This is a genomic window from Sphingobium sp. CR2-8, assembly GCF_035818615.1.
GTDB lineage: Bacteria > Pseudomonadota > Alphaproteobacteria > Sphingomonadales > Sphingomonadaceae > Sphingobium.
In genome coordinates, this window is record NZ_JAYKZY010000002.1 from 762,043 (window position 1) to 779,166 (window position 17,124).

Annotated in this window: 12 protein-coding genes, 1 tRNA gene and 2 pseudogenes; 9 read left to right on the forward strand and 6 right to left on the reverse strand. The window is 64.4% G+C overall.

Going from position 1 to position 17,124, the window contains the following annotated elements; all coding sequences use genetic code 11:
• Position 1: 1 nt before the first annotated feature.
• Together U5A82_RS07615 and U5A82_RS07620 are read right to left on the reverse strand one after the other, a co-directional pair.
• Positions 2–535 (reverse strand): DUF2271 domain-containing protein, encoded by a 534-nt coding sequence (locus tag U5A82_RS07615; protein ID WP_326289885.1) that lies wholly within the window; start codon positions 533–535, stop codon positions 2–4.
• A 13-nt stretch (positions 536–548) separates the two neighbouring features.
• Positions 549–1,193, reverse strand: coding sequence for a PepSY-associated TM helix domain-containing protein (locus tag U5A82_RS07620; protein ID WP_326289886.1), 645 nt, complete (start codon positions 1,191–1,193; stop codon positions 549–551).
• A gap of 286 nt (positions 1,194–1,479) precedes the next feature.
• Here U5A82_RS07620 and U5A82_RS07625 point away from each other — a divergent pair, with 286 nt between their 5' ends.
• Positions 1,480–2,433, forward strand: coding sequence for an MlaA family lipoprotein (locus U5A82_RS07625; RefSeq protein WP_326289887.1), 954 nt, complete (start codon positions 1,480–1,482; stop codon positions 2,431–2,433).
• Positions 2,434–2,666: 233 nt separating this feature from the next.
• Here U5A82_RS07625 and U5A82_RS07630 read toward each other — a convergent pair.
• Together U5A82_RS07630 and U5A82_RS07635 are read right to left on the reverse strand one after the other, a co-directional pair.
• Positions 2,667–7,369 (reverse strand): annotated as a pseudogene (locus U5A82_RS07630) (NAD-glutamate dehydrogenase).
• A 321-nt stretch (positions 7,370–7,690) separates the two neighbouring features.
• Positions 7,691–8,998 carry a PAS domain-containing protein gene (locus tag U5A82_RS07635; RefSeq protein ID WP_326289888.1) on the reverse strand — a complete coding sequence of 436 codons (1,308 nt, stop codon included), beginning with the start codon at positions 8,996–8,998 and terminating at the stop codon, positions 7,691–7,693.
• A gap of 191 nt (positions 8,999–9,189) precedes the next feature.
• On the opposite strand from U5A82_RS07635, the gene U5A82_RS07640 reads away from it, so the two are divergent.
• Positions 9,190–9,265 (forward strand) — tRNA-Thr (locus tag U5A82_RS07640).
• Between the two features lie 197 nt (positions 9,266–9,462).
• Positions 9,463–9,735 (forward strand): Arm DNA-binding domain-containing protein, encoded by a 273-nt coding sequence (locus U5A82_RS07645; RefSeq protein ID WP_326289889.1) that lies wholly within the window; start codon positions 9,463–9,465, stop codon positions 9,733–9,735.
• Here U5A82_RS07645 and U5A82_RS07650 read toward each other — a convergent pair.
• Positions 9,654–10,949, reverse strand: coding sequence for a PQQ-dependent sugar dehydrogenase (locus U5A82_RS07650; protein ID WP_326289890.1), 1,296 nt, complete (start codon positions 10,947–10,949; stop codon positions 9,654–9,656). The two genes, U5A82_RS07645 and U5A82_RS07650, sit on opposite strands and share 82 nt — an antisense overlap.
• Positions 10,946–11,374 (reverse strand): DUF2231 domain-containing protein, encoded by a 429-nt coding sequence (locus U5A82_RS07655; RefSeq protein ID WP_326292874.1) that lies wholly within the window; start codon positions 11,372–11,374, stop codon positions 10,946–10,948. The genes U5A82_RS07650 and U5A82_RS07655 overlap by 4 nt, the downstream gene beginning before the upstream one ends.
• 335 nt (positions 11,375–11,709) lie before the next feature.
• Between U5A82_RS07655 and U5A82_RS07660 the strand changes: the two are divergent.
• The 6 genes and pseudogenes from U5A82_RS07660 to U5A82_RS07685 form a co-directional block, all read left to right on the forward strand.
• Positions 11,710–12,159, forward strand: a pseudogene (locus tag U5A82_RS07660) (cupredoxin domain-containing protein); the annotation flags it as partial.
• A 107-nt stretch (positions 12,160–12,266) separates the two neighbouring features.
• Positions 12,267–12,524, forward strand: a complete 258-nt coding sequence (locus U5A82_RS07665; RefSeq protein WP_326292875.1) for a c-type cytochrome — start codon at positions 12,267–12,269, stop codon at positions 12,522–12,524.
• Positions 12,521–15,043 (forward strand): cytochrome c oxidase subunit I, encoded by a 2,523-nt coding sequence (gene ctaD, locus U5A82_RS07670; protein ID WP_326289892.1) that lies wholly within the window; start codon positions 12,521–12,523, stop codon positions 15,041–15,043. The genes U5A82_RS07665 and ctaD overlap by 4 nt, the downstream gene beginning before the upstream one ends.
• Positions 15,040–15,417, forward strand: a complete 378-nt coding sequence (locus U5A82_RS07675) for a hypothetical protein (protein WP_326289894.1) — start codon at positions 15,040–15,042, stop codon at positions 15,415–15,417. Before ctaD ends, U5A82_RS07675 begins: the two co-directional genes overlap by 4 nt.
• Positions 15,414–16,004, forward strand: a complete 591-nt coding sequence (locus U5A82_RS07680; protein WP_326289896.1) for a cytochrome c oxidase assembly protein — start codon at positions 15,414–15,416, stop codon at positions 16,002–16,004. The genes U5A82_RS07675 and U5A82_RS07680 overlap by 4 nt, the downstream gene beginning before the upstream one ends.
• Positions 16,001–17,089 (forward strand): c-type cytochrome, encoded by a 1,089-nt coding sequence (locus U5A82_RS07685; protein WP_326289898.1) that lies wholly within the window; start codon positions 16,001–16,003, stop codon positions 17,087–17,089. The genes U5A82_RS07680 and U5A82_RS07685 overlap by 4 nt, the downstream gene beginning before the upstream one ends.
• Positions 17,090–17,124 lie beyond the last annotated feature (35 nt).

Below are 17,124 nucleotides of genomic sequence, written 5' to 3' on the forward strand. Positions count from 1 at the left end.
CTTATTTGCCGAATGTCAGGGCGATCGCGCCCAGTTCGCTGCTGCCCTGCGCCTTGACGGTCGTACCGGGCTTTGGCGGCCAGGCGAAGGGCAGGCGCACGACTTCGCGTCCACCGACTTCGCGCGCCGCCTCCACGATCAGCGTGTAATTGCCCGCGCCCAGCGCGCCGAGGGGGCCCTTGCCTGCGGGGAAGGCTATCTTCTGGTCGCCCGGCGCGCGGGTCGCGCCCGATACGCCGTCGGCCGGGAAGGTCAGCGTCCGGCCCGATGCGCGCCACCATTGACGGATGTCGCGCAGCCATTTCGTGCCTTCGCCCTTCGCCTTGTCGACATCATACCAGACCGACAGGGTGCGGGGCGCTGCGCCCTCCTTCTCGATCCAGATGGCGACATAGGGGCGGTGATATTCGGCCACTGACAGCCGCGGGATGGCGACGTTGAGGTTCAGCGTCTGTGCGGCGGCGGGCGCGGCTGCCGTCCCGGCCGCGCCGAGCGCCGCCGTACCGGTCAGCAACAGGCGATGGCTGATCTGCATATAGGGTCCCCCTTTAATGAATGAAGATGATGGCGAGGATCGCCGGAATGGCGAGGCCCGCGGCGACCAGCGGCCAGGTGCTGGGCCGCTTCTTGGCGTGGATCTGGAGCAGGACCAGGCCGGTGAGCGCAAACAGGAAGCAGGCGACCGCGAAGATATCGATGAACCACTTCCACACGCCGCCCGCGTTCCGGCCCTTGTGCAGATCGTTGAGATAGCTGATCCAACCGCGGCTGGTCGCTTCGCTGGTCACCGCGCCGCTGTGGCGATCGATCGATACCCAGCCGTCGCCGCCGGGTCGGGGCAGCGCCAGATAGACCTCATCGGCCGACCATTCCGCATCGCCCGCGCCGACCTGCCCCACGGATTTCTCCACCCAGGCGGCGATGGCGGCGGGCAGGGGCTTCTTGGCGTCGGGCGCATCGTCGGGCGCGACCTGTTTCAGCAGGTCGGCGGGCAGCGTGGCGCTCTTTTCGATCGTCTGGGGCGAACCCTCGACATCGGCGGCATGATTGAGCGTGATGCCGGTAAAGGCGAAGAGCAGCAGGCCGATCAGGCTGACGGCCGAACTTACCCAATGCCAGGTATGGAGCTGCTTCATCCAGAAGGCCTTGGCGCTCTTCTTCTTCTTGGTCTGGATGCGGGCGGTTCCGTGCATCGGCTGCGACTTGTCCTGCGAAAGATGGTGCCGACCGCATAACGCGAACGACTCGCAGTTGCAAACGAGTCGCAGGAGAATTTTGTATTAAAATGTAAGGCGGCTTTGCTTTTGCGATGAGCGGCCGGGCGTATCGGGTCGATGGCCGGTCTTGCCATTGACCATGGCGGCCACCACATCTAGCCGCGCCACCTGCCTGAAGTAACATGGATTACCATATCCGGGACGTCACGGCGATCGATCGGCCGCGCGCAGGAGAGCGCATGGCTGCTGCTAGGATATGAATATGCTGTTGCCGGCCGTCGCTGCGGGAATGATGATGATGGGGATACAGGCGGAAAACGCTGCCCCGCAACCGGCTTTGGCCGCACAGGCCGCGCCCGGCGTGCAGGATGCGCCGCCGCCCGCCACCGCGCCCGTCGCGCAGCCGCCCGCGCAGCCCGATGACGTGCAGGATATCGTCGTCACCGGCGAAAAGGGCGCGCCCAAGGGCGATCCGCTGGAGCAACTGAACGCCCAGAGCTTCCAGACGGTGCAGTCGGTGGACAAGGCCGTGGTCGAACCGGTGGCGAAGGCCTATAACAAGGGCCTGCCGCGTCCGGTGCGCAAGGGGCTGCGCAACTTCTTCTCCAACCTGGGCGATCCCGTCGTCGCGGCGGCCTATCTGCTCCAGTTCAAGCCGGGCAAGGCTGCGGAAACGGTCGGGCGCTTCGGCGTCAATTCGACGCTGGGCTTTGTCGGCCTGTTCGACGTCGCCAAACGCCCGCCGTTCAATCTGCCGCATCGCAACAATGGCCTGGCCAATACGCTGGGTTTCTATGGCGTCGGGCCGGGGCCGTTCATGTATCTGCCGATCATCGGCCCGACCACGCTGCGCGACCTTGTCGGCGATACGGTGGACAAGATGGTCGTGCCCTTCGCCGTGGGCACGCCGTTCAACAAGCCGACCTATGTCATCCCCTCCTCGATCCTGAACCAGCTGGGCGAACGCGCGGCCTTCGACGAGACGATCCGGGCGATCCGCAAGGAAGACGATCCCTATACCGTCTATCGCACCCTCTATATGAAGCAGCGTCAGGCGGAGATCGACGCGCTGCACGGCCGTGCGCCTGCCGAGCCGGTCATCCCCATCTATGGCGAGGACATGCCCACGCCCGGCAAGAAGGGCGCGCCCAAGATCGTCCTGCCCGATCCTTATGGGGATGATGACGCACCGGTGGCGGATGTACCGCCAACCTAATGCCGGAATGCGATGGTGCTGACCCATAAGCCAGTTCCCCGGCGCAGGCCGGGATCCAGCTCAGAGCGTGGGACTGGACCCCGGCCTGCGCCGGGGAACAGCATGGCATGTTAGTCCTCTCCCACATGAAGAGGGCTTCGACAGGCTCAGCCCGAACGGGGTCGGGTATTGGGCTTATTGAAAAATAGCGGCGGCGTCCTGACTGGACGCCGCCGCTATTCTACGTCTTTTGATCAGCGGCCCAGCAGGCCGCGCGCCTGTCCTGCGATTTCGGCGAGCATCGCGACATTAGGCGTCGCGGCGGCCTTGGCGCGCTGGACCAGGGTCCGGAACTGGCGGACGCGCGCGCCCTTGGCCTGCAACCAGTCCTCGACATGGGTGGCGATGTCCTTGTCGCCATCCTTGCCCCTGGTGCTGCCAGCGCCCAGCGCCAGGAAGTCGAGCCGCACCTGCTGCATGTCGCGCGCGACGCCCGATATCAGCAGCCGCTCCCACGGATCGGTCGGCTCCATGCGCGACGCGGCAGACTGGACCCAGTCGATGCCGACCGCTTCGCCCAAATGGGTGAAGGCGCGGGTCAGCGCGATTTCGTCCACGCCCATGCGCGCGGCGAGCGCGGCAATGCCGACCGCGCCGTCCAGCTTGAACAGACCGGCCGTGCGGACCGCCAGAGCTTCGGGCGCGCCCAGGCCCAGCAGTCGCTCCGTGACTGCGCCGGTGCGCCGCTGCGCTTCGCTGGTGAGCAGATCGTCGACCTCGGCCGCCAGCGTGCCGACGCCCTGGGCCAGGCGTTCATGCCCTTCGCTTGGCAGGGTTCCGGCGGGCAGGGCGCGCAGGATATCGGCGATCTGCGCCCGCATGCCGCCCGCAATGCTGCTGAACAGCGCCAGGCGCGCGCCTTCGGACATGTCGGCCGCGTCGATATCGGCCCATAGCGTGCCGATATCGTAAAGCCGCTCCGCGATCAGGAAGGCGCTGGCGAGGTCGGCGAGCGAACAGCCTTCCTCCTCCGCCAGTTCGAACGGGTGGATGAGGCCCAGGCGATTGACGATGCGGTTGGCGACCTTGGTCGCGATGATCTCCTTGCGCAGCGCATGGGCAGCGATGGCGTCTGCTTCCTTTTCCTGCATAGCCGGGGGAAGGCGGCCATGAGTTCGCCGGTCATGCCATCGTCGCTGGCCAGGTCGCCATGTTCGATCGCATCCTGCAACGCCAGCTTCGCGGTCGACAGCAGCACGGCCAGTTCGGGCCGGGTCAGTCCCTGACCGTCCTGTCCACGCCGCAGCAACTGGTCGTTGGCGGCCAGTCCTTCCACCTGCCGGTCGAGCCGCCCGGTTTCCTCGAAGGTTTCGATCAGCCGGACATAGGAGGCAAGGTCGGCCGCGCCGCCCGCTTCGGCGATGGACAGGCCCAGCGCCTGAAGGCGGTTATCCTCCAGCACGATGTCGCCCACCGCGTCGGTCATGCTTTCCAGCAACGCGTTGCGCGCGTCGAAGGGCAGGCGGCCTTCGATCATCTCCTTGTTCAGCGCGATCTTGATATTGACCTCATTATCCGAACAATCGACGCCCGCGCTATTGTCGATGAAGTCGGTGTTGATGCGGCCGCCGCGCAGCGAGAAGGCGATGCGCCCGGCCTGGGTCGTGCCCAGATTGGCGCCTTCGCCGATCACCTTGACGCGCAACTGTTCGGCATTGATGCGCAGGCGGTCGTTGGCGGGGTCGCCGACATCGCCATGGCTCTGCGCCGCCGCCTTCACATAGGTGCCGATGCCGCCGAACCACAGCAGGTCGGCAGGCGCCTTCAGGATCGCGGAAATCAGCGCGGCCGGTTCCATCTCCGTGTCGGTGACGTCGAGAACCGCCTGCATTTCCGGCGTCAGCGCGATGCGCTTGAGGCTGCGCGAAAAGATGCCGCCGCCCTTGGAAATCAGCGACTTGTCATAATCCTCCCAGCTGGAGCGGGGCAGGGCGAACATCCGGTTGCGCTCTTCCCAGCTGCTGGCCGGATCGGGCGCGGGGTCGAAGAAGATGTGGCGATGGTCGAAGGCGGCGACCAGCTTGATCGCCTTGCTCAGCAGCATGCCGTTGCCGAACACGTCGCCCGACATGTCGCCGCAGCCCACGACGCTGACCGGCTCGCTCTGCACATCCACGCCCATTTCGGCGAAGTGGCGTTGGACCGAAATCCATGCGCCGCGCGCGGTGATGCCCATCGCCTTATGATCGTAGCCGTTGGAGCCGCCGCTGGCGAAGGCGTCGCCCAGCCAGAAGCCGCGCTCCAGCGCGATCGCGTTGGCGACATCGCTGAACGTCGCGGTGCCTTTGTCCGCCGCAACGACGAAATAGGGATCGTCGCCGTCATGGATGACCACGTCCTGCGGATGCTCCACCATGTTCTTCACGATGTTGTCGGTGATCGACAGCAGCGCGCGGATGAAGATGCGATAGCTTTCGGTGCCTTCCGCCAGCCAGGCGTCGCGATCGACCTGGGGATTGGGCAGCTGCTTGGGATAGAAGCCGCCCTTCGCGCCGGTGGGCACGATGACGGCGTTCTTGACCCGCTGCGCCTTCATCAGGCCCAGGATTTCGGTGCGGAAATCGTCCCGCCGGTCGGACCAGCGCAACCCGCCGCGCGCGACCGGACCCGCGCGCAGATGGATGCCCTCGACGCGCGGGCAATAGACCCAGATTTCGCGCCAGGGGAGCGGTGCGGGCAGGCCGGGCACCTGCGCGCTGTCCAGCTTGAACGCCAGCGCTTCGGCCGAGGCCGGGGCGAAGAAGTTGGTGCGCAGCGTCGCGGTGATGACGGCGCGCAGCAGGCGCAGGATGCGATCCTCGTCGATCGCTACGACCTGCTCCAGCCCGGCGTCGATGTCCGCCTGCGCCTGCGCGATCCGGTCGGCCGCGCCATCCTGCGCGGCGGGATCGTGCAGCGCTGCGAACAGCGTGATGAGGTTGGTGGCCACGCCCTGCGCCTTGCGCAGCGTGTCGGCGAAGGTCGCCATGCCATAGGCGACGCCCGCCTGGCGCAGATAGCGATACAGGGCGCGCAGCAGCACGACCGAGCGCGGCGCCAGACCGGCGGTCACGATCAGTTCGTTCAGCCGGTCATTTTCCGCCACGCCCTCCAGCACCTGCGCGATGGCTTCCGTCACGACTTCGGCGCGGTCCACCACGTTCTGCGCATCGTCGCCTGCGGGCAGTTCCAGCACGAAGCGCTGGACATGGCCCAGCGTGCCGCCCTCGCTCGCGCTGCCGCTGATGGCGGTGGTCATTTCCTCGATCACGCGGAAACCGAAATTCTCGAAGGCGGGGACGACTTCGGACAGGGCGACGGTCACATGGCTGTAAAGCTTCAGCCGCAGCCGCTCCGCGCTGTCTTCGGGGTTGCGGTAGATACGGATCGACTTGTCGCCTTCGCCCGACAGGGCGTGGATCATGCGAATGTCGATCGCCGCTTCTTCCGGTCCCGCGCCATTGCGATAGGCGAGGGGGAAGCCGCCACCATAGCGCTGGGCCATGGCCGCAGCGCGTCCAGGCTCCTCCGTCAACGCCAGGGCTTCCTCGACGGCGGGAATCCAGCCGCGCACCATCTGCTTGAGCATCCGGTCCAGCACGGCATCGTCCGGCACGACGCCGCCATCGCGCAGGTCGAGCGTGATGCGCAACAGCGCCAGGCCGCCTTCTTCCAGCGCGATCGACCAGCTGAGCACCGCACCATGGCTCTTGAGCGAGAGCATGTCCTGAATGCTCACGCGCCGCGCCGTCGACAGTTCGTCGCGTGGCAGCCAGACGAAGGCGTAGAGATGGCGGGCGAGCGCGCTGGTGGCGAGCGCCAGTTTCGGACGCGGCCGGTCGGTCAGCGACATGAAGGTCAGCGCCAGCCGCTCCAGCGTCTCGCGGTCGAAGCCGATGGTGATGTCGTGGGGCAGGGCGGTCAGCGCATGGGCCAGCGTCTTGCCCGCATGGCCCAGCGGGTCGAATCCGAACTTGTCCATCAGGCTGGACAGCGCCGATCGCAGCAGCGGCACCTTGTCCGGGGTCGCCGAAAGGCCCGAACTGGTCCACATGCCCGCATGGATCGACAGCGCCTTGACCTCCCGACCCTCCCGGACGGGGATGATGACGAGGTCGAGCAGCACCAGGCGATGCACGCGCGACATGCGGCTGGACTTGATGATGAGCGGGGTGCGCTTGCCCTCCTCGAACCAGGCGAAGGCGGCCTCCAGCGACGTCGGCGCGATCAGCGGCTTGTCGTGCCGGGTGCAGATGCCCAGCGGCGCGCTGCTGCTGCCGTCGCGATGCAGGATCTCATGCCCGGTCTGGGTGAAATGGCGGCCCAGAAACCAGCGCAGCAACGCCGCGCCTTCCTCGTCCGGCACGGCGTCCGCGTCGGCCGCCATGGCCGCCTGCATCTTGGGCCAGTCCACCACCGCGGCGCGCACGTCGGCCAGTGTTTCCTGCAGGGATTTTTCGAGCGCCCGGCGCGCCTTCGCGTCCGCCCGGTCGGTCTCGATATAGATCATGGATTCCCGGCGCGCGCCGGGCGTGTCGTCCTCCAATATGGCCGACAGAATATTGTCGCTGGTGCGCGTCACCGACACCACCGGATGGAACAGGCGGTGGATGGTGATGTCGGCCGCCGCCAGCGCATTGGCGATGGAATCGACCAGGAAGGGCATATCGTCATTGACGATCGCCAGCCGCATGAAGCGGCCATTCGCCCCTTCGCCCAGCGTTTCGACCGCGATGGACACCGCGCCCGGCTTGCGACCATTGGCGGTGCGTCCCAGGAAGGCGGCGGCGGCGGTCAGCGCGGCCTCGTCAAACCCCTCGCTCTCGCCCGGCAACGCGCCCCGGCTCAGCGCGCCTTCCAGCGCCTGGCGGATATCCTTGTCGACGTCCTTGTTCTTCGCTTCCGCCACCGCCGTCATTCGCTCACCTCTTACCGCAGGTCTGCCCGCTTGGATCATGAAGGAGGAGGCGCTGGATCGCCGCCATGCGACTCCTCGGCTTTAAGGAGCGCCTATATGCGCCCGGCTGAAGGGTGGCTCAACCCTGGTAAAGAAATAAAATTTCTATCTTTTGAAATAATATGATGAGCCAAAACAGGACCCGCGCCAAGGGGCGGGGCATGCCAATGGGGCAACTATCGGCCAGCCCGCGCCGCATGTCGAGTATCGATGCGACGCGATGGAAGCATTTTTGCCATGTGCGTCGATGGCGGCACGACAGGACGTGCCGCGCGCAGGCGATCAGCGGGTGACGGCCGTGATGACCCGCTGATTGAGGTCGCTATCCTCCGGCAGGGCGGCGACGATCGCCAACGTGCCGTCGGCCTCGCGCCGGGCGACGACGACGGCCAGCCCGTCCGCATCGGTGGTGACGGCGACCGGATCGAGCGCCGTGGCGGCCTTGATCGTATCGCGCGCGACCTGGCGACGATCGGGCCGGGCGGGGGCCTGCGCCCGGCGCAACGCGCGTTCGTCGCGTACCAGCGCCTTCAAGCCACCGGCATAGGCGGACAGATAGGCGGCGAGCGACCCGACGCTGAGGCCCGCGGCCATCGCATGCTCCAGCGTGGTGGCATATTCGGTGATCCGCGTCTTGTCGTAGGTCGCGCCGAAGACCAGCTTGATGACGGCGGTCATCGGGCTGCGGGCCTGCGCCTTGATCCCATAATCATGCAGCAGTTCGGCATAATCGTCGGGGCGGACCTGCGCCACTTGGGCGAAATCATAGGAGAGGCTGACGGCGCGGTAGAGCGCGGCATGGCTGCGCGCCTCGCTGATGCGGACCCGCGCCGCGCCGTCGCGGGCGATCGCCAGCCAGTCGGCCAGCGGCGCATCCTCCGTCGGGCATTCCAGACCGGCCAGATCGAGCGCGTCGTCATCTTGGTCAACATCGAAAGCCAGGCTGTTGCTCTGCCGGTCGGCGGCGGGGCCGTCCGCCCAGATGGGTGCGGCGTCGCGCGCGGCAGGAATGCCGCGCAGCGCTTGGTCGACTTCCAGTTCCAGCGCGTCGGACAGGCTGCGGCTGGCCAGTTCCTTCCAGTTGATGACGCCGAAGACGAAATCGATCGTGTCGTCATCGGAGGAGAAGGGCATCAATATGCCGCGATACAGGATTTCCGCGCCGCGCTGGTTGACGAATTCGGCCTCGAAGCCGATCGGCGCGGCATTGGCGATGATCTGGAGATAATGGTCGGTCAGCCGCGACAGGAGCGATCGGGCGGGGACGTCGGCGATATAATCGATGCTGCCGTCGATCTGACATTCCTGCCGCAGCGCGGTGCCCAGATAGACGATGGCGGGATTGTCGATGCCCGCGCTGAAATCCAGCAGCACGGCATGCGGGCCGAAATCTTCCAGCTGGTCGGGGACCAGATCCTCGATCGAGGGCAGCGCGCGGTCGCCCAGCAGCGAGGCCCAATAATTATAGGCGCGCACCTGCATGCGCCGTTCGTCGGAAATGACGGCGGGCGGCGCGTCCATCTGGGCGTCGCCGACATAGTCGAAATCGTCCTCGTCATTGGCGGCGTCATGCCCCCGCAGCGTGTCCATTCGATCGTCCCACCTTTACGTCATAATCTATTTCGGGACTCGACAGTGGCACGGGATGGTAAATTTGGTGTAAACGCGGCAGGCCGGATCGGGTGGAGCGGGGCGCCGCCGCCACGGCCCGAAAAAACGGCGCAGGGAAAGAAATGCCCGCTTGTCCTTCGCCCCAACCGCTGGTATCTGCCCGCCCCGACGCCGCTTTAGCTCAGTTGGTAGAGCACATCATTCGTAATGATGGGGTCACGTGTTCGAGTCACGTAAGCGGCACCAGTACCCCCTCCGCAGCGTCCGTTCAGGGTTGAAAAAACGGCGGAAATCTGCTAAAAATTCACTGTTTCAGGTCGGGTGTGTTCGCCGCCGTCCACCCCCATCCGTGTCCCGCTGGGGGTATTTTGTGGGGGTATGACCCCTAGGCGCGAATCTCGATACCCCCTGAAGCGATTTGTAGCAGATGGAATGACATCGCGATGGCGCTTTCGGATGCGAAAATCAGGGCTTTGAAGCCTGGGCCCAAGCCGTTCAAGGTGGCGGACGAACGCGGGTTGTTCCTGCTGGTCAGCCCTGGGGGCAGTCGACTGTGGCGTGTGAAGTTCCGGATCGACGGCCTGGACGCCAAGGGCAAGTTCAAGAAGATAGAAAAGCTGCTGTCGCTGGGTGCTTATCGGCGGCTTGGGGCTACCCGCCAGACTGTGTTGGAAAGGTCATCCGCGACGATCAGCGCGCCGTGGACAGGATCATAGGTGACGCCGACCGGACGGCCGCGGGCATGGTCATCCTTGATGAAGCCGGTCAGGAAATCCTGCGGCTTGCCTGACGGATGCCCATCGGCGAATGGCACCCATACGACCTTGTAGCCGGACAGATCCTGCCGGTTCCAACTCCCATGCTCGCCCACGAATGCGCCCTCGGTGAAGCTGCCGCCAAAACCGCCTTGGGTCGTGAAACTGATACCCAGCGCAGCAACATGCGATCCCAGCGCATAGTCCGGGCGGATCGCCCGGCGAACCATGTCGGGTTTCTGCGGACGGACGCGCGGGTCCACATTCTGCCCCCAATAGCTGTAAGGCCAGCCATAGAAGGCGCCGGGACGAACCGCCGTCATGTAATCAGGCACCAGTTGCGGGCCCAACTCGTCCCGTTCATTCACAACGGCCCACAGCCGCCGGGTCCGGGGTTCGACGGCGAGCGCCGTGGGGTTTCGAATGCCGGACGCATAAGTGCGATGCATGCCGCTTTGCCGGTCGATCTCCCAGATGACGGCGCGGTCCTGCTCTATTCCCATGCTGCGTTCGCCCACATTGCTGTTGGAACCGATGCCGACATACAGTTTCGATCCATCCGGCCCGGCAGTCAGAGCCTTCGTCCAGTGATGGTTGATGTGGGAGGGCAATTTGGTCACTTCCACGCCCGGCATGGTGATGCGGGTCACGCCGTCGCGATAGGGGAAGCGCAAAAGCGCGTCCTGTGCCGCGACATAGATTTGCCCGTCAACATGGACGAGGCCGTAAGGCGCATTAAGACCGGTGATGAAACTCGTACGCAATTCCGCGCGGCCATCATTATCAGCGTCGCGCAGCAAAGTGATGCGGTTGCCCCCCTTGACCGGCGATTTTCCCATCGCCTTGATATAGTTGGCGATCACATCCTTGGGGCGCAATGCGGGAGCACCGCCGCCAGCCCCTTCCGCGACCAGAATGTCGCCGTTAGGCAGGACCAGGGTCTGGCGCGGAATGGCAAGGCCGGTGGCGAGCGCCGTGACGGTGAAGCCCGCCGGAGCGGTCGGTTTTTCGTCATGCCATCCGGCCGGTGTGGCGATCTTCATCGGTGGCAACAATGTCTGCCGCTGGTCGGGGAGGTCGGGGCGAGCGCCAGTCTGGTCGAGGCCCGGCTGGCTGCGGCCACATGCGGCGAGCGCAAGGAGGCCGGTGTAGAGGAGCATTGCGCGCATCGTCATGGCCGATCCTCCCGATAGCCTGCATATGCGACCCAACCGGCAGCAAGGGCGAAGAGGCTGCTCAAAATGGAGAGGATCAACCCGGTCGTGCCGACAGAACTCCAGCCATCACGGCTATGCTGGAAGGCATTGATGAGGCCGCTAATCCACATGAGCGCTAAGAGCAGCAGATATATCGCCGAACGCGATCTCATAGTGGCCTTAGCGCGTACCAGGCCAATGAAAACCCAGAGCAACACGATGCCGCCGCCCAGCAAGCCGCCGGTGATCAGCCAGGCCGAAAAATTGGTCCACTGGATTTCCGCGCTATTGAGATAGGTGATGTCGGACAGCAGCGCTGCTGGAAACAGGGCGACCGGCCATGCCAGCAGCAGGCCGTGCAAGGGTTGCAGCAAAGGCCGGACGCGCGGCGGGGCACTGGGCAACATGGGTCTCCTGATCGAATGGATGACTGGAAGGCAATGCCCGGCGCGCGCTTTGGTTGCCCGGCAACAGCAATTGAGACGCTTGTTACGAAACAGAAATCATTGAACCGGAAGGCGACTGGGGTGTTCGACCCGTTAGAGCAGCACATCGGATGCGGCGTAAAAGGGGTAAATCGGGCGCGATGCGCAATCCATGGTTCTGGACGATGATGCTGTCTGGCCTTGCGGCCTGCAACGCGGAGCAATCTACATTGCATGTCTTCGGTGCGGAAGCGCGCGAAGTGCGACATATGGCGCTGATCCTTACCATTGGCGCGGCTGTGATCGTGGCGATCATGATCACACTCTATCTGCGCGCGGTGCGGGCGCCGGAAGGCAAGCTCACCCACCATGATGGCATGCGGATGGTCCTCTGGCTGGGTGCGATCGGTCCCACGTTGATCCTCGCGGCATTGCTTATCTACGCGTTGCCCGCCATGCGTCCGCGCATCAGCGGCCCAGGCGATCTGGTCGTGCGGGTCGATGGCGAGCAATTCTGGTGGCGGGTGACCTATCGACCATCGGGCGACATAGCGAAGCTGCGTTCCGCCAATGAAATTCGCATCCCGGTCGGGCGGACAGTCGCGTTCGAACTGACCGCGCAGGATGTGATCCACAGTTTCTGGATTCCTGGCCTGGCGGGCAAGATGGACATGATACCGGGGCGCACCAACCGACTGGTAGTCAAGGCGGAAAAGACAGGGCGCTATCGCGGCGTATGCGCGGAATTTTGTGGCCTTTCCCATGCGCTGATGGCTTTCGACGTGATAGCAATGGACGGTTCGGATTTTGATGCCTGGCTTGAAAAAAGCCGGGGGCGAGCAAGGCTGCCCTTGCATCAAGCGGAAGCGCATTGTTCGATGCGCATGGTTGTGGCGCCTGCCACGCTATCCGGGGGACGGCGCATGCTGCGGCGATCGGTCCTGACCTCAGCCGATTTGGCGAAAGGCAGACGCTGGGCGCGGGCATCCTGCCGCCTACGTCCGCGAACATCGCCGCCTTCATCCGGTCGCCGCAAGACGCGAAGCCCGGTGCCCGCATGCCGGCCTACCCGCAAATCAGCGCCGCCGACGCGCAGGCGATCGCACTTTATCTCAAGGGACTGCAATGAGCCTGCACGATCAGGACGACCCGGCGCTGCGAGCCGCGCAGGAGGAAAGGCTGCGCGCCGTGTGGGCGCCGCCCAAAGGGCTGTTCCTTCGCTGGACCGACTGCAACAATAACCGTGTGGGCGTGTGGTATGTGCTGACCGCATTCGCTTTCATGCTGTTCGCCGGCGTGCTGGCGCTCATCATGCGCACCCAGCTTGCGGTGCCGGACAATGATCTGGTCGGCGCGAACACCTTCAATCAGCTCTTCACGCTGCACGGCTCGATGATGATGTTCCTCTTCGCCGTGCCGATGTTCGAAGCGGTGTCGATCATCCTGCTGCCCCAGTTGCTGGGCGCGCGCGACCTGCCATTTCCGCGTCTTTCCGCCTTCGGCTACTGGTCCTTTCTGATCGGCGGGATATTCGTTGGTGGATCGATATTCTTCAACGTCGCGCCGGATGGCGGCTGGTTCATGTATCCGCCGCTGACGACCCGCACCGATCTGTCCGGCCTTGGCGCGGACATATGGATGCTGGGGCTTTCCTTCATTGAGGTATCGTCGGTCGCGGCGGCGGTGGAACTCATCGTCGGCGTGCTCAAGTGCCGACCGCCGGGAATGCGACTCAACCTCATGCCGCTCTACGCCTGGTATATCCTCGTCGTGGCGGTGATGATCCTATTCGCCTTTCCGCCGCTGATCGCGGGCGATATTCTCTTCGAGATGGAAAGGTTGCTCGGCTGGCCGTTCTTCGATGCGAGCCGGGGCGGCGATCCGCTGCTGTGGCAGCATCTCTTCTGGATATTCGGTCATCCCGAAGTCTACATCATCTTCCTGCCATCGATCGCGCTGTTCGCGATGCTGGTGCCGACCTTCGCGAACCGGCACTTGCTTGGCTATCCCTGGATCGTGCTGGCGGCGGTAGGAACGGCTTTCCTGTCGTTCGGCCTGTGGGTCCACCACATGTTCACGACGGGCCTGCCTAAGATCAGCCTGGCCTTCTTTTCTGCGGCTTCGGAAGCCGTAGCGATCCCGACCGGGGTCCAGATTTTCGTGTTCATTGCGACGCTATGGGCCGGTCGCGTCACATGGTCGACGCCCTTGCTCTATGCGACCGGCAGCCTCGCCATCTTCGTCATCGGGGGCCTCACCGGCGTGATGGTGGCGGTCGCCCCCTTCGACTGGCAGGCGCATGACAGCTATTTCATAGTCGCCCACCTTCATTACGTCCTGATCGGCGGGACGCTGATGCCGCTGTTCGCGGGCCTTTATTATTATTGGCCGCTGATAACGGGCAAGAAACTGTCCGACAGGCTCGGCCGGATCGCCTTCTGGATGCTGTTCGTCGGCGCGAATATCACCTTCTTCCCCATGCACCTTTCCGGCCTGATGGGCATGCCGCGCCGGGTCTTCACCTATCCCGCGGAGCTTGGCCTTGGCGGCCTCAACATGATATCGACGGGGGGCGCTTATCTGTTCGCGACCGGTGTCGCGATCATCTGCGTCGATCTCTGCCTCTCGCCGCGCCGGGCCAAGGCGGTGCGCAACCCGTGGAACGCCGGAACGCTCGAATGGCTGGCCCATCCCGATGACGAGGATTGGGGCATAAGGTCCGTGCCACTGATCGAGAGCCGCTATCCCATCTGGGACCAACGTGATTTCGTGAAGAAGGTGGACGAAGGGCGTTTTTTCCTGCCCGATGCGGAGGAGGGCAGGCGCGAAACCATCGTGACGACGGTGCTGGACGCCCGGCCGCTGGCGGTGATCCGGCTTGGCACGCCCAGCTTCAAGCCGATGCTGACGGCGATCGCGCTGGGCGGCGTATTTATCCTGACGACCTACCATCTCTATTGGGCCGCGCTCGTCTGTGGTGTGGCGACGCTGGCTTGCGCGATATGGTGGTTGTGGACCGGGACGGCGGAAATTCCGGAAAAACCGTGCAAGCCCATAGGCCATGGTATCGAACTGCCGCTCTATCTGTCCGGCCCGTCAGCGCCCGGATGGTGGGCGATGTTCATCACGATGATGGCCGATGCGACCGCCTTTTCCGGCCTTGTCTTCGGCTATTTCTTCTTCTGGACGCGCCATGCGGATTTTCCTCCCGCTGATATGGCGGACGGGCCGGGCATGATGTGGCCGATGATCGCACTGACGGTCGGGGTGTTCGGCTGGCTGGCGACGATCGTAGCACGGGAAGTGCATGTGCGGGGCGCGATCGCGATTGCGCGCGCCCTGCTGTGCATCGGCATCATGTTGAGCATCGCCGGAGTTGGTGCCGGACTGGCGGGACCATGGACCAGCGGCCTTGATCCGCAGATACACAGCTATCCCGCGATCGTGTGGACGCTGGCGATCTGGACCAGTGTCCATGCGGGGGTGGCGGCGATCATGCAAGGCTATGCGCTTGCGCGCAGCCTGGCAGGCAGGATGGACCCGCGGCATGACGCTGACCTGCGCAACATCACCGTCTACATGCACTTCTACGCCCTGACCGCCATCGTCACCTATGCCACCATCGGCCTGTTTCCGGAGGGGGCATGACCGAGCGCGGCAAATGGCATGAGCGGCTGAAGGTTACGCTCTGGACGCTGATAGTTCCGCCCACCATCTGGGCCGGTCATTTCCTGATGGCCTATCTCTGGGCGGCGATTTCCTGCGCAAAGGCGGGCGCGTTCGCGACCTTCCCGACATTGTTCGTTATCGGCACGATGGTCGCGTTGGCCCTGATTGGCCTGTCAGGTTGGATCGCGTGGATGCAGGGGCGCAGGCCGGGCGGCAGCGTGCCGCATGAGGATTCGACCGATATCGACCGGCTGCGTTTTCTGGCAAAATCGACATTGCTGCTGGCGGGGCTGAGCTTCATCGGCGTCCTTTTCACGGCCATGCCCGTCATATTCCTGCGAGATTGCCTGTGAAGCGCGCCGCACTGATCGCCGGGTCGGCCTTCCTACCACTTGGATGGCTTCTCGCGGCGCTGCCGCTGGGTATGATCGGCCATATGGCAGGGCACATGATCGCCGTGGCAGTCGCCGCGCCGCTGCTCGCCATTGGTTTGACGGGGACTGCCCTTGACCCTGCCCGGCGCTGGCCCCGCTTTGTGACGCCGATGGCGATGATGCTGGTCGAACTGCTGATCGTATGGCTGTGGCATCTGCCTGCAATGCGTGCGGCGGCGCAGTCCATTCCAGGGCTCGTCATCGAGCAGTTTTGCTTTCTGGCTGCGGGCCTGCTGCTATGGTCTGCCGTATGTCATGCGCCGCAGCGCATGGCGGGCATAGGCGCGCTGCTTCTCACATCTATGCATATGACGCTGCTGGGCGTGCTCATCGGTCTCGCGCCACGGCCTCTATATCCCATGGAGCATCATGGGCCGGTGGGCTTCGACCCGTTGATCGACCAGCAACTGGGCGGCGTCATCATGTTGCTGCTGGGGGCAGCCTGTTATTTTATTGGCGGCCTGGCGCTTCTGGCCGGTCTCCTTCGTCAGCGGAGCATAGTATGACTTTCCGCATCACGTGGATGCGCGCCATCGTTGCGCTGCTCGGCATCAGTCTTGTTGCCATGCTCTTCGCTTGGTCGGGCGCGATGCAGATTTCCGCTTCGTCCGGGCATTGGCGCATTACCGACTGGTTTCTCCACTGGGTGATGCGCAATTCGGTGCGGACCTATTCTGCCTTCCAGACTCCCTCAAACCCCCTAGACGAAGACGGACTCATCAGCGCTGCGGGACATTTTCGGCAGGCTTGCCAGGTTTGCCACGGTGCGCCGGGCGTCCGTCCTTCGCCGGTTATGCAGAGCGCAACGCCGCCAGCGCCCGATCTCGCGAAAACAGCGGGCGAATGGCGGGATCGCGAACTGTTTTGGATCATCCGCCACGGCGTGAAATTCACCGGTATGCCCGCCTGGGCAGCATCAGATCGACCTGACGAGGTGCGCCGCATGACGGCCTTTGTCCGTCGCTTGCCGGGCATGACGGCGCAGCAATATCGCACACTGACGCACGCGTCAGATGAAACGCGAGTAACGGGTATCGCTCCTGCTACGCTAGCAGCCTGCACCGGATGCCATGGCACGGAAGGGCGGGGGCGCGGCCAGCCCGATATTCCGGTGCTGGGAGGACAGAATCCTGCCTATTTGCTGGCAAGCCTGCGCCGCTATGCTTCTGGCGAACGATCGAGCGCGGTCATGCAGACGGCGGTTGCCACCTTGAATGAAGAGGAAATGACGAGGCTCGCCAGCCATTTCGCCGCCATGCCAGGTCTGGATGCGAAAAGCATGTTGTCGCAACTCGCGCCGCTCAAGGACAAGGCAGGCTTGCCTATCCCGACCTGCCGCGGTTGTCATGCGCCCGGCAAGGCAGGCCCAGTGCTGGCCGACCAGAAGGCATCCTATCTCGCGGCGCGTCTGCGGGGATGGCAGCACGACACCGGAACTGTCGATGCGCGCAAGTCGCCCGCAACCATGGCGATGATCGCCCGGCGCATCCCGGATGACCAGATTGACGCGCTCGCGACGTCTGTTGCTGCTTCCGAAGAGCAAGGGCGGGATGTTGTCAGGCGTGGAGTCATGCCGGAGGCCGCAAACTGATCAAGATCAGAGCGCCAGGCGAACCGCTTCTTGCG